The sequence below is a fragment of the bacterium genome, assembly GCA_035549195.1.
GTDB lineage: Bacteria > Oederibacteriota > Muellerivitia > Muellerivitales > Muellerivitaceae > DASZRK01.
Genome location: DASZRK010000017.1, coordinates 140,834 through 153,690 on the forward strand (window position 1 = coordinate 140,834; position 12,857 = coordinate 153,690).

General features: G+C 63.2%; 11 protein-coding genes. 4 read left to right on the forward strand and 7 right to left on the reverse strand.

Going from position 1 to position 12,857, the window contains the following annotated elements; translation table 11 throughout:
• Positions 1-69 precede the first annotated feature (69 nt).
• From VHE12_03915 to VHE12_03925, 3 genes are read right to left on the reverse strand one after another with little or no spacing between them, the layout of a single operon-like run.
• Complete coding sequence (locus tag VHE12_03915) at positions 70-1,584, reverse strand: proton-conducting transporter membrane subunit (GenBank protein HVZ79930.1); 1,515 nt, start codon at positions 1,582-1,584, stop codon at positions 70-72.
• Positions 1,581-1,871 (reverse strand): hypothetical protein, encoded by a 291-nt coding sequence (locus tag VHE12_03920; protein ID HVZ79931.1) that lies wholly within the window; start codon positions 1,869-1,871, stop codon positions 1,581-1,583. Before VHE12_03920 ends, VHE12_03915 begins: the two co-directional genes overlap by 4 nt.
• Positions 1,864-2,355 carry a hypothetical protein gene (locus VHE12_03925; protein ID HVZ79932.1) on the reverse strand — a complete coding sequence of 164 codons (492 nt, stop codon included), beginning with the start codon at positions 2,353-2,355 and terminating at the stop codon, positions 1,864-1,866. The genes VHE12_03920 and VHE12_03925 overlap by 8 nt, the downstream gene beginning before the upstream one ends.
• Positions 2,356-2,449: 94 nt before the next feature.
• On the opposite strand from VHE12_03925, the gene VHE12_03930 reads away from it, so the two are divergent.
• Entirely contained in the window at positions 2,450-4,582 is a 2,133-nt protein-coding gene (locus VHE12_03930) for a glycosyltransferase family 39 protein (GenBank protein ID HVZ79933.1), read from the forward strand.
• Between the two features lie 82 nt (positions 4,583-4,664).
• Here the strand turns inward: VHE12_03930 and VHE12_03935 are convergent, their stop codons facing one another.
• From VHE12_03935 to VHE12_03950, 4 genes are read right to left on the reverse strand one after another with little or no spacing between them, the layout of a single operon-like run.
• Complete coding sequence (locus VHE12_03935) at positions 4,665-5,324, reverse strand: protein-L-isoaspartate(D-aspartate) O-methyltransferase (GenBank protein HVZ79934.1); 660 nt, start codon at positions 5,322-5,324, stop codon at positions 4,665-4,667.
• 59 nt (positions 5,325-5,383) lie between these two features.
• Entirely contained in the window at positions 5,384-8,530 is a 3,147-nt protein-coding gene (locus VHE12_03940; protein HVZ79935.1) for an efflux RND transporter permease subunit, read from the reverse strand.
• Positions 8,531-8,533: 3 nt separating this feature from the next.
• Positions 8,534-9,994: a TolC family protein gene (locus tag VHE12_03945; GenBank protein ID HVZ79936.1), complete on the reverse strand. Its 1,461-nt coding sequence runs from the start codon at positions 9,992-9,994 to the stop codon at positions 8,534-8,536.
• A 38-nt stretch (positions 9,995-10,032) separates the two neighbouring features.
• Positions 10,033-10,641 carry a helix-turn-helix domain-containing protein gene (locus tag VHE12_03950; GenBank protein ID HVZ79937.1) on the reverse strand — a complete coding sequence of 203 codons (609 nt, stop codon included), beginning with the start codon at positions 10,639-10,641 and terminating at the stop codon, positions 10,033-10,035.
• A 172-nt stretch (positions 10,642-10,813) separates the two neighbouring features.
• Here VHE12_03950 and VHE12_03955 point away from each other — a divergent pair, with 172 nt between their 5' ends.
• The 3 genes from VHE12_03955 to VHE12_03965 all read left to right on the forward strand — a co-directional run bounded on the left by VHE12_03955 (position 10,814) and on the right by VHE12_03965 (position 12,829).
• Complete coding sequence (locus VHE12_03955; GenBank protein HVZ79938.1) at positions 10,814-10,996, forward strand: hypothetical protein; 183 nt, start codon at positions 10,814-10,816, stop codon at positions 10,994-10,996.
• Positions 10,997-11,074: 78 nt separating this feature from the next.
• Positions 11,075-11,812 carry a FecR family protein gene (locus VHE12_03960; GenBank protein ID HVZ79939.1) on the forward strand — a complete coding sequence of 246 codons (738 nt, stop codon included), beginning with the start codon at positions 11,075-11,077 and terminating at the stop codon, positions 11,810-11,812.
• 93 nt (positions 11,813-11,905) lie between these two features.
• Complete coding sequence (locus tag VHE12_03965; GenBank protein ID HVZ79940.1) at positions 11,906-12,829, forward strand: TRAP transporter TatT component family protein; 924 nt, start codon at positions 11,906-11,908, stop codon at positions 12,827-12,829.
• Positions 12,830-12,857 lie beyond the last annotated feature (28 nt).

The window sequence follows — 12,857 nt, forward strand, 5'->3', positions numbered from 1 at the left end:
CCTTCGGTGGTTCCGTCCTTTTCCGGGAATAAGGTTACTCCGGGGACCTACCCGTCTCAATGACCCGCCTCACTCCACCTGTTTGCCGAGGAAAGGGACGTCCGGCAAGGGGATGTTCTGGTAGGCCTTGGGCAGGGCGGGCTCGATGAAGCGCCGGACGATCTGGGTGTGGAAGCCCCCCAGGACCAACAGCAAGAAGGCCAGGAAATAGAGCCTCGCCCGGGAACCGGCCGACAGGGCCGCCGGCATCGTCACCTTGGTCCGGTGCTCGAAAAGCAGCCAGAGGAACCGGAAGACCATGACCAGGTTGAAGAGCAAGACCAGCGCCAGGGGCGCCAGCAGGGCCCAATCCTTCTTCTCGATCAATCCCTGCAGCAGGTAATATTTGCCGAAACAGCCGCCGGTGGGCGGCACGCCCGCCACCGAGAAGACCAGCACCACCCAGATCAGGGCCGCCCCCGGATCCTGGCGCCCCAGGCCCGACAATTGGGCCAGGGGATGGGAACCCGCCTTCTTGATGGCCGCCATCTCCACGGCCAGGAAAAGCCCGAACACGCCGATCACCTGGCTCACCAATTCCAGCAGGGACCCGGTCATGGAACTCTTGTTCCCGCATACGAACCCCAGCAGGGGAAAACCCAATTGGGCCAGGCTCAGGTAGGCCACGGCCGAGAGCAGGTCCTTCTGCCGCGCCGCCAGGACAAAGGCCCCCAAGGGTAACAGCGCCAAAAGACCCGCCGCTCCCGTGAACCAAGCGGGCGGGACCATGCCCGGAAGGTTCAACACGAAGAAGAGAACGAGGAACAAGAGGAAGAGCGCGATCCGGGGGAGCAGGGCGGAGAGGAATCCCCAGAGGAAGAGCGGCCCTTGCGTGAAGGCCGGGGTCTGAAGGAAGGGCAAGGGAAAGAGGAAGACCGCCGCCAGGGACCCGGTGAAAAGGATGCCCGCCGCCTGGGCCAGGTCGAAGGACTTGTCCATGAAGAGCTGAGCGCGCAGGTCACTCAGGTGGAAGGTCCCGGCGGAGGCATGGAGCACGAGGAAGCCGGAGAGGAAAAGGGTCGCGGCCAGGCTTCCCCAGAGCAGGAACCGGAATCCCTCGCCCGTTCCCTTGCGGGTGATGCCCACCAAGAGGCCCGCGCCCGCCGACACCGCGGCCTGGACCAGGAGATAAAGGGTGAAGCCGTCCCGGACGACCAGGATCCCGGCCAGGCTCCCCGCCATCCATAAAAGGAGGGAACCCGCCAGGGTTTCCCGGCTCTTCAAGAGCCCCGCCAGAAGACCAAAGGGACCCAAGGAGGCGTATCCCAGCAATCCCGCGCCCAACACGAAGAAGCTCAGGAAAAGGGTCAAGGGCCCCAGGACCACTTCGATGCCCCAGGGGGGCGGCCAGCCGCCGAGCGAATAATGCCAAGGGCCCTGCGCCAGGACCACCGGAAGCGCGAGACACGCGAAGACCAGCGAAAGGGCCCAACCCAGGTAGCCCGCCAGTCGGGAAAGCCGGTAGGACAGGGGGCCCAAGGCCGCCACGGCCCAAGCCCCGGCCCAAAGCCCCAGGGGGATGAGGATGGGAAGGTGGTCCCTCATTTCGCGCCCTTACGGGCCGGGCCTTTGGAAACGGCCTCGGGTGCGGGGATCCGGCGGGAAAGGGCCCAGAGGACCCCGAGGACCGTTAAGGAGACGAAACCAAAGACCCACGCGACCGTGAAGGTCACGGCCCCGCCCTGGGGTTCCAGGAGCAGGATGGCCAGCAGCCACCCGAGTTGGAAAAGGGCCCAAGCCCCGACCCGGGTCTTGGGGGATGCGGCCATGGCCATCCCGAAGAAGCCGAGGACCGCCATCAGGATCGGAAGGAGGAAATGAAGGCTAGTCACGGGAATGCTCCGCCGGGCCTTCGGTCCGGAAGGCCGCCAGCAAGGCCCCTAATAAGGAAAGACCCGCCGCCCAGGAAAGCCAAAAGACACCCTTCCACCGGGCCTCCAGCGGATCCACCCACCGGGCGAGGGCCTCATGGTCCAGGAAATTGCTGCCTTGGGCCAACTCCACCAGGCCCAGTCCCAACGCAACACCGGTGCCCAGCGTCAGCAGGAGTCCGGCCACGCCCCGGTGCCCCTTCGGGTCCAGGAGCAGCACCACCCAGCCGGCGATCCCGAAGAGGACCGAGGCGGCGGCCAGGTCGAAGCCCCGGTAATCGCCCAGGACGGCCATGCGGGGAGAGGCGATGCGGGTCTCGGACAGGGAATCTTTTTCATAACGGGGCATCAAATGGCCGGGAGGCGGATCGAGGGGGACCCGGGAGAAAGCGTCCAGGAGGGCCAGGGCCAGTAGGACGCCCAGGAACGGCAGGATTTTCTTCAAAAGAGCGCCTCTTCGCGATTGGGGCTGGGGTGACGGATGCCTCATAATACAAGGAGAACGAACGGGTTCATCCGGAAAACGGAACGGAGAAAATTTGGCCAACTCCCCAGCCAACGCCATCCCTTTTTTCATCGCGCTTTTCCTGGCCGCCCTGGGCCAGGCCGCCTTGGCCCTTGGGCCTTCCTTCCTGGGACTCTGCGTGGGCCTCTTGGGTTACGCGGCGGCCCTGGCGACCCTTTCCCACGCGTCCTCCGAGCCGAAAGCCGCCCCGGCGATCCCCCTGCGCTGGGAGGTCCTGGGCTTCCTGCTGGTCCTGGGGCTGGCCTTTTTCTTCCGGGTCTTCCGCATCGATTCCGTCCCGGCGGGGATGCATACGGACCAGGGCCTGACCGGGGTCTGCGCCCTTCGCATCCTGCACGAAGGATGGCGGCCCTTCGGGGAGGTCTTCGATTACGAGGTGCCCGAGGTCCTTCTTTTCTACCAACTGGCCGGGTGGTTCGGGCTGGCGGGATCCTCCCTTTTCTCCTTCCATCTTTTCTTCATCCTGCTTTCCCTGACTTCCTTTCCCTTCATTTACTGGACGGTCCGGCAATGGGCCGGGCCCCGCACCGCCCTGCTCTCCCTCTTCGTGCTGGCGGTGATGCGGTGGAATTGGACCATGACCCGCAACGGTTACCCCAGCATCCAGGTCCCTTTCTATCTCTTCGGCGCCCTGGCCTTCTGGACCTATGGCCTGCGCCGGGACAAGCGTTGGGCCTTTTACCTTTCCGCCCTTTTCGTCGGGGCCGGGTTCTACACCTACCAGGCCTTCAAGATCGTCCCCTTCCTCATGCTGGCTTACGCGGCGGACGAATGGCTCCACCAAAAAAAGCGGGACCCCCAACCCTTCCTGCGCTATTTCCTGTTGGTGCTCATCCTTTGCGCGCCCCTTTTGGCGGTCATGGCCCAAAAGAAGCAGTTGGGTTTCCGGGAAAAGGCCCTTTTCCTGGGCACGGCCCTGGTGGAAGAGCGGAGCTTGAAACCCCTTGGGGACGTTTGGGCCGGTACGGCCCTCATGTTCAACCGCGCCGGGGACCCGAACCCCCGCCACAACATCCCGGACCGCCGGATGCTGGATGATGTCACGGGGGTCCTTTTCATCCTGGGGCTGGGACTGGCCTGGCGGAGGCGCCGGGAACCGGGCTTTTTCTATCCGCTCGCCGGCGCCGGGGCGATGCTGCTGACGAACCTCCTCACCACCGACCCCGCCCACGCCAACCGGCTGGTCTCCCTCACGCCCTTCGTGGCCTTCTTCGCGGGCGTCATGCTCGATCGGACCTTCGAGGCCGCGGGGGCCCTGTTCAAGAAACCCAGTGTGCCCGCCCTGCTCCTGGCGAACCTGATGGCCCTCATGACCGCCCAGAACGTTCACACCTATTTCGTGCGGCAGGCCCGGGATCCGGCCTGCCTGGACGCCTTCGGGCCCGCGCAGAACTTCATCGGCCAAAGCATCCTGAAAGCGGAACGGAACGCGCCCGGCAGGGACCGTTACTTCATCCCCTCTTCTTTTTACGGGAACCATACCGTCGCCTTCCTGACCTACCCCATGAAGGATGCGGTCCATCCTTTCCATCTGGCGGATTGGATCTCGGGAAAGGCCCCGACCGAAAGACCTTCCCTGCTCTTCCTCGAGGGCGGGAAGAAGGGCGTCGTCGACCTGCTCGAGATGGTCCATCCGGGCCTCTCGGCCGCCCCTTACCGGGACAGCGCCGGGCATGCCCTGCTTTATATCGGTTATATCCAACCGGCCGGCCCGAAGGGGCCGGTCCCCTGGACGAGGGGTCTCCAGGGGGTCTACTTCAACGGGGCGGATTGGAAAGGCAAGCCCACGGCCATTCAAAGGGACCCGCTCCTCAATTTCACTTCCAAGTTCGATTTCCCCTTCACCCAGGGCCCGCCCTTTCGGGTCCGCTGGACGGGGGAATTGAGGATCGACCAGGCGGGGGATTACCAGTTCCAGGCCCTGGCGACCGACCAGGTCCGATTATGGCTGGATGGGAAAGCGGTCCAAGGGGGGCAAGGGACCCGTTTGGGGAAGGGCTCCCATTCCTTGCGGCTGGAGCTCGAGAAGGATTCGGGGGATCAACTGGCCTTGACGCTCATCTGGAAGAGGCCCGGCACGGACAAATGGCAGGTGGTCCCCGCCACGGCCTTCGGGAAGGTCCCGCTCAGGGTTTCTTCCCGCTGACGATCCGGCAACTATAGGTCATTCGGGTCCATTTTTTTCTTCGAGCCCTTGGTGCGCGGCGAAAATGTTCTTCTTGGGGGATCTATTCGCTCCAACCTTCCGCCCCGACGAGCGGCACAAAACGCACCTTATAAAGGACCTTCTCCTGGATGTGGCCGGCGGCGTTCTTGTGGACCCGGATGAGGTCCTGTTCCTCCCGGCCGCCCACGGGAACGACCAGGTTCCCGCCCGGCTTCAATTGGGCGACGAGCGAAGCGGGGACCTTGGGCGCGGCGGCCGCCACCAGGATGGAATCGAAGGGCGCGGCTTCCGGCCATCCCAAACTGCCGTCCCCCGCCCGCATCTGGACCTCCCCCAGGTTGAGCTGCTTCAACCGGGCCTGCGCCTGTTCCAAAAGGCGCGGATCCTTCTCCACGCCATAGACCTCTTTCACGATGCGCCGAAGCACCGCGATGGAATAGCCGCTCCCCACCCCCACCTCCAGCACCCGGTGGGAGGGATCGGGTTCGATGAGCTCGATCATGGAGGCGACGATGTAAGGTTGACTGATGGTCTGGCCGCCGCCGATGGGAAGGGGCCCGTCGTCGTAGGCCTTGGTCTGTTGGGTTTCGGAGAGGAAGAAATGGCGGGGTACGTCCAGCATGGCCTGGAGCACCCAGGGATTATGGATGCCGCGTTTCTCCAGTTGGTCGCGCACCATCACATGGCGTTCGGCCAGACGGCTGATCTCCCTGGCGTCCATAAGGAAGTCTCCCGCCCGGCCCCTCGGGGGCCGGGAACGGGAGCATTATAAGGACCTCCTCAGGCCTTTGCCTTCACGGCTTTCCCCGCTTTGGCCTGTGTTTTCGGGTCCGTCCCGAAAAGGCGCCGTAGCCAGAGCCGGAAATCGTCCACATAACCGTAGACCGAGGGCACCACCAGCAACGTGAGGAAGAGCGAGCTCAAGAGCCCGCCGATGACCGCCACGCCCATGGACTGGCGGAACTTGGCCACCTCGGTCAGGGCCAGGGCTGTGGGCAGCATCCCCACGATGAGGGCCAGGGTGGTCATGAGGATGGGACGCAGCCGGATGACCCCCGCCCGCCGGATGGCTTCGTTGCGGGGGATGCCCTTGCGTTCCATCTGCACCGTGTAGTCCACCAACAGGATGGCGTTCTTGGTGACGAGCCCCATGAGCATGACCATGGAGATCATGCTGAAGATGTTCATGGTCTGGTGGGTGAGCGCCATGAGGACGAAGGCCCCCACGATGGCCAGCGGGATCGAGACCATGATGGTCACGGGCAGGATGGGCGACTCGTAGAGGCTCGCCAGGATCATGTAGGTGAAGAGGAGGGCCAGGCCCACCGCGATGAGCATGCTGGCCATCAGGTCCTGCATGTCCTCGGACTGGCCGATGAAGCTATAGCTGACCCCCGTGGGCAGGTCCATGGCCTTGACCATCTTCTCGGCGTCGTTGCGGATGGACTGGAGGGCGCCGCCCTTGCCCAGCTGGCCCGAGATCATGATGTAGCGCTGGCGGTTGAGCCGGTTGATCTTGCTGGGCCCCTCGGTCGTGACCGGTTGCGCGATGTCCGACAGGCGGATCAGCCGGTGGTTGGTGTTGGGCACCCAGACGTCGTAGAAATCCTTCTGGAGGTTGCGCTGGTCCTCCTGATCGCGGACCCGGATGTCGTATTCCAGGCCGTTCTCCCGGAACTTGGCGGGCACGTTGCCCTCGATCTGGGTGCGAAGCTCATTGCCCGCCTCGATGCCCAGCACGCCCAATTGCCGGCACTTGACCGGGTCCAGCACCGCTTGGAACTCGGCCTTGCCGCCGTCGTAGTTGGTGGTGATGTCGGTCAGGCCCGGGATCGACTTCATCTGTTCCTTGAGCTTGTCGGCCAGGGGTTCCAGCGTCTGGTAGTCCTCCCCCGCCAGGACCAGGTTGAAGGGCGCCTGGTTGGCCACCAGGTCGCGGTCCGCCACCTGGGGCTGGAGCTCGTCGTGATAGGGTTCCAATTCCTTACGGACCAGGTCCTTCATGTCCGAAGTGGTGAGCTTGCGGGTCTGCCAGGGGGTCAACTTGGCGTAGATGGTGCTGGTATTATCGTTCCCCTGGGTATCGCCGATGACCTCGCTGGTCAGGGCGATCTCCTTGTGTTTGTGGATGATGGCGCTGATCTTCTCGGTCTTGTCCCGCATGGTGTCCAGGGCGGTGTTGGGGGCCGCTTTGAGGCTGACCAGGAATTCCCCGTTGTCCCCGTTGGGCAGGAAGGTGAAGGGCACGAACTTGACCCCGATGAAAAGGCTCACGAAGAAGATGACCAAGGCCGCCAATAGGACGATCCCCCGGTTGCTGAGGAAGGCCTTTCCCTTCTCGGCGACCGACCAGGTGATGAGCCTTTCATATTGCTTCTCCAGGAAGGTCTGGAAATTGTCGAACCAATGGAGGATGCCGGCGGGCCGCACGTGCTTTCCCCCCTTCGCCTTGCCCCAATAGGCCGACAACATGGGTCCCATGACCATGGCCTCGAAGAGCGAGACCCCCATGGCGAAACAGACCGTCATGCCGAACTGGCGGAAGAACTGTCCGACCGTGCCCTTGAGGAACGCGATGGGCAGGAAGACCGCGATGACGACCGAGGTGGTGGCCACCACCGCCATGGCCACTTCCAGGGTCCCGTTCAAGGCCGCCTTCTTGGGCTCCTCCCCCTCCTCCATATGGCGCCAGATGTTCTCCCGCACCACGATGGCGTCGTCGATCAGGAGCCCCACCGCCAGCGACAGGGCCAGGAGGGTCATGAGGTTCAGGGTGAAGCCCATGCCGTTCATCAGGATGAAGGCGCCCAGGAGCGACACCGGGAGCGAGGTGATGGTGATGAGGGTCGAGCGGACGGACCCCAGGAAGAAGAAGACCACCAGCACCGTCAGGGTGATGCCGATGGCGATGGTGTTGCGCACGTCCTCCAGGTTGAGGCGCACGAACTTGGCGTCGTCCCGCACCAGGGAGATCGCCGGGTTCCCCGGATGGGTCTTGAGCACGGCGTTGATGTGGCCCATGGCCTTGAGGACCCCGTCCACCACCGCCACCGTATTGGCCTTCGATTGCTTGTGGATATTGAGAAAAAGGGAGGCCTTCCCGTTGAGGGAACTGTAGTTCTGGGCGTCCTCGGTGGTATCCAGAACCCGGCCGATCTTGTCGACCGTGATGGGCACGTCCGACCCCAGGAAGTTGACCACCGTGTGCTTGAGGCGCTCCAGGTCGTTGTATTCCCCCACCGACCGGAAAAGGGTGTTCTGGCCGCCGGTCTCGTATTTGCCCACGGGCACGTTCTGGCCGTTGAGGCCGATGTTGTTGGCCACCGAGCTGGCGCTGATGCGGTAGGCGTTCAGGCGGTGCCGGTCCAGTTCCACGCGGATCTCCCGCTTGGAACCCCCGAAGATGTCCACCACGCCCACCCCGTCCACCTGGGACAGTTGGGGCTTGATGACCTGGTCCGCCAGGTCATAGGCCTGGTAGGCCGGAAGGGTCGAATCGAGCGCCACGATCATGACCGGCTGGTCCGAGGGGTCCAGGCGCTGGATGACCGGCTCGTCGATGTCCTTGGGCAGCCGGGGCCGCACGAAGGACAGGCGGTCGCGGACCCGCTGTTCGGCGTCCTTGCTGTCCGTTTCCAGGGTGAACTGCACGGTCACCACCGAGAAGCCCTCCTGGTTGACCGAATAGACCTTCTTCACGCCCTCCAGGGTGGAGAACTGCTCCTCCATGGGTTTGGAGATCAGGTTCTCGATCTCTTCGGGTGCCGCCCCCTTGTAGGGCGTGGTCACGGACACGAAGGGGAAACTGACGTCGGGGAACAGGTCCACCCCCAGGGCCTGGGAGGCCATATAACCCAGGACCATGATGAGGATGACGATACAGCTCATGAAGACCGGCCGCTCGATGGCGAGTTTGGGGAGGTTCATGGATCAGTCCTTTCCGGAGGCATCGGGTTCGGTCGTCAACCACCACTGGGCCTGGGCTAGGTAGGACAGCTTTTCCAGGACCAGGGAAAGGCGGTTCAAGCGGGCCAGCGAATAATCGTTCTCGAAGGATAGGAGCTGGAATTGGGTGGTGCGGCCCAGTTCCAGGCGGGTCTTCTCCTGGTCGGCCTTGTCCTTCTGGATGGACTCGATCTGGGCGGCCATCTCGAGCCGCTTGTCCACGTCCGTGAGGTGGTGCCGGAGGTCCTGCCATTGCTGGCCAACCTCGGCCTTCTTGTCCTCCAGGGCCAATTGGGCGCTCTTGTAGTTCAGTTCATAACCGTCGGCGGTCCTTTGGGCCGTGAAGACGTCCAGGGAAAGGTTGAACTGGGCGCCCAGGGTCCAGACCGGGTGATCGGTGCCGAAGGCCATGTCGTTGGCCGGGCCCCATTGGGACCCCAGGCCGTTGCCCTGGTAGGAGGCCAGGAGCGTGATGTCCGGCAGGATGTTCTGGTAGGCCTCGTCGAAGACCGCCTTCTGCTGCAGGGCGGTCGATTCGGTGGCGCGCAGGTCCATCCGGGCCGCCGGATCCTCCGGGACCTCCACCTTCATACCGGCCAGAGAATCCTCGAGCGATCCGAGTTTTTCCGGCACCTGGTCCTCGGGGACGTTCCGGTAACGGTTGAACTCCAGCCGGGCGGACCTTTCGTCCTCCTGGGCCGTCTCCAGGTCCAGTTCCGCCACACGCACCGAGGCTTCGGCCTGGAGCGCGTCCGGCGGATCGGCCAGGTTGCGGGCGACCCGGCGCTTGGTCCACTCCCAGATCTTCTGGCTGCGCTCCAGCGTGTTCTGGCGGATGGCCAGGGTCTCCCGGGCCAGCGCCAAACGCCAATAGGCCACCTTGGCGTTGAAGAGGACCTGCTCCCTTTGGAAGACCGCGCCTTGGGAAGCCGACTCCAATTGGTATTGGACCTTCTTCGCTCCCGCGTGGGTCTGCGTGCCCAGGAAATCCTTCACCAAGGGCATGGAGAGGGACGCCACCGGCGCGGCCTGGAAATATTCGGGGTAGTAGTTGGGCAGGCTTCCCAGGAAGGCCAGGGCGGAGGACGGGAATTCCAGGTTCACGTTGGTCACCGCGTAGCCCAGGGAGATGGAAGGCCCGAAGGGAAGCTTATCGGACAGGGACGCGATGAAACTGTCGCCCAGGGTGCTGGTGGGATAGAAGGGGTTGTTCGGCTGGAGCTGGTAATTGCTCTGGTGACCGTAGCTCAATCCCAGTTGGGGGGAGTAGAGGAGGTCCTGCTGGTGGGACTGTTTCTCATAGCCTTCCACCGAAGCCTGGGCGGCGCGGTAGGCCGGGCCCTTGGCCTTGACCTGCCCCAGGTAATCGTCCAAGACCAACTTATCCTGCGCGAAGGCCGCCTGGGCCAGGATGAAAAGGACCGCCACGGCATGGAACCGAGACATAACCGACCTCCCTTGTTGGACCGTCGAAAAAAGAAAAGTCATCCGTTCAACACCGCGGCGGCGTAGGTCTTGGACAGCCGCCGCACGAAGGTTTCGTCATCCCCCAAAAGCTCCGACAGGCTCCCCACCATCTTGCTGTTCCAGTTGTAGTGGATGAGACCGGCCATGAACTGGAAGAAGAGCAGTTTCAACTCCCGCTCGTCCTTACGGCCCTTCACGAAGGGGGCCAGCACCTCCCGGGCGCCCCGGGTGATGTTCTCCACCACGAAATCCATGTAATACTTCTTCATCTCCGGGTTCTTCATGGTCTCCGAGAGCAGGATCTTCATCAGTTCCAGGTTCTCGGGCTTGTCCATGTGCTCCAGATGGCTTTTGCCGATCTGGTAGAAACACTCCTCGAGATTGGCGGGCATCGGCCCCCGGCTCATGTCCACGATCTCGGCGTTGCGGCAGGCGAGGATCTCCTTGAGGATCTCCTCCTTGCTTCGGAAGTAGTGGTAAAGGGTGGCCTTGGTCACCTGGCAGGCGTTCGCCATCTGGGACATGCTGGTTTCCTTCACCCCTTGGGAGGCGAAGAGCTGGCGGGCCTTGGCGAGCAGGCACATGCGTTGGGTCTGATGCTTTTCTTCGTTGATCTTGTTGACCATGGGGCATTAACCTACCAACCGGTCGGTCAATAATCAAGCCCTATTCCCTTTCTCGATCAAGGTGTACGAGGTAACCTCAAGGGGTCTTGGGTAGGCAACTCCCCGGTCGCCAGGCCCGTCTTATAAGAGGTGGGCGCGATCGGAACGACCCACCCATTCAAGGAGGATGAGGATGAAAAAGATTTTGACCGCTGTTCTGGCGTTGGGTTTCCTAGCCGTGACTTCCGGATTCGTGATGGCCGATGACGCCGCCCCGGCTCCCGTCGTCAAGAAACACCACATGAAGCACCATAAAAAAACCGCCAAGAAGCATGTCGCTCCGGCTTCGACCCCGGCGGCCGCTCCAGCGAAGTAATTCCCGCTCGGTCCAGGCGGCCCGGTTCTCCGGGCCGCCTTTTTTTATGCCACGACCCTCATTAAAAAAGGAACCCGCTTGGAACGACTGAAGCTGGGAATGCTGGTGATCCTCCTAACGGCCCTGCCCGACCCGGGCCGTTCCAGCCTGGAGCCCTCGCTCGAGGACATCCTGACGGCTTATTTCATCACCGACATCCAAGGGTCGGGCCAGGTCCAGTTCCGTTCCGAGGGGTCCGCCGGTTGGGAACGCGGGCGCTTGGGCACGCGCCTGGAGGAAGGCGACCGCATCCTGGTCGGGGAGGGGACGCAGGCCGTGCTCTCGCTCAAGAAAGGCATCCTGGTACACCTGGATGGGAACAGTGAAATGACCATTGAGACCCTGCGGGAGGAGGCGGGGAACGGATTCCGGACCCGGTTGAAACTCTGGACGGGCGATCTTTTGGGTGACGTGGGGGAACCAATGGAGAAGACCGGGTCCTCTTTCGAGGTGGGTACGGAAGGCGTGGTCTGCGGTGCGCAAGGGACGGTCTTCGAGATCGCCTCCCATGGGGGCACGGTGGAGACCGCCGTGCGGGCGGGCCGGGTCCATGTCCAGGGTGGGGACTTCTCGAGGGATTGCGGGCCCGGGCAGACCTGCCGGGCGGCCCATGGGCGGTTCCAGGGACTTCAAAGGTCCCTTCCCCAATGCGCCCGGCGTTTCGCGGCTTGGGAAAGGTTGGGCCCGCCCCTGCGGGGGTTGGAGCCGGGTCAGGCCCCAAGGGTGGGGGCTTTCCTTCCGCTTTCGGGGCTGGGCCCAACCGCCCCGCCCCGCTGAGGTTTCAAGGCATCCTGCGGCGCATTGACACCCCGGGGGGCCGGGGGGTAAAAAGGTCCCCTTTCGAATTACGGAAGATCCAAGGAAACGACAATGGGAACAAAAAGACATTGGTTCCTGGGCCTGCTCCTGTTGGCCCTGATGACTCCCCTTTTCAGCGGCTGTTTCATCAAGTCCATGATGGTGGATTCCTTCGCCGACAGCCTGGCGGCCCCCGGCGACACCTTTTCCTCCGATAACGACCCCGAGCTCATCCGCCAGGCGGTCCCCTTCAGCTTGAAACTGATGGAGAGCATCCTCTCCGCCACCCCCCGCCATGTGCCGCTCCTCACCGCCCTTTCCAAGAGCTTCACCGAATACGCCTACGCCTTCGTGCACTCCGACGGGGAATACATCGCCGACAAGGACTATCCCAGGTCCCAGGAGCTGAAGGAACGGGCCAAGAAGCTCTATATCCGCGCCCGGGACTACGGCCTGCGGGGCTTCGACGTGCGCTACGAGCATTTCAGCGACCTGCTCCTCAAGGACCCCAAGGCCGCGGTCGCCCTGGCGAAAAAGGAGGACATCGACCTGCTCTATTGGACCGGTGTCTCCTGGCTGGCCGCCATCTCCCTTTCCAAGGACGACCCCGAACTGGTCTCCGACGTGCCCCAGGGCGAGGCCCTGATCTACCGGGCCTACGAGCTGGAGCCCGATTACGACGACGGCTCCCTGCATGAGTTCCTCATCACCTACGAGGGAAGCCGCCCGGCCCTGATGGGCGGTTCGCTCAAGAAGGCCAAGGAACATTTCGAGGCCGCGCTGAAGCTCAACGGGGGCCTGAGCGCCTCTACCTACGTGAACTACGCCGCGGCCGTCGATGAGAAGGAGCAGGACCGCGAGGAGTTCATCGAGATGTGCAACAAGGCCCTCGCCATCGACGTCGACAAGAAACCCAGCTGGCGCCTGGTCAACCTGATCACGCAAAAAAGGGCCAAATGGCTCCTTTCCCATGTCGATACTTTGTTCGTGAAGTAACCGTCTAACGTTAGAATGGTCGGCAATC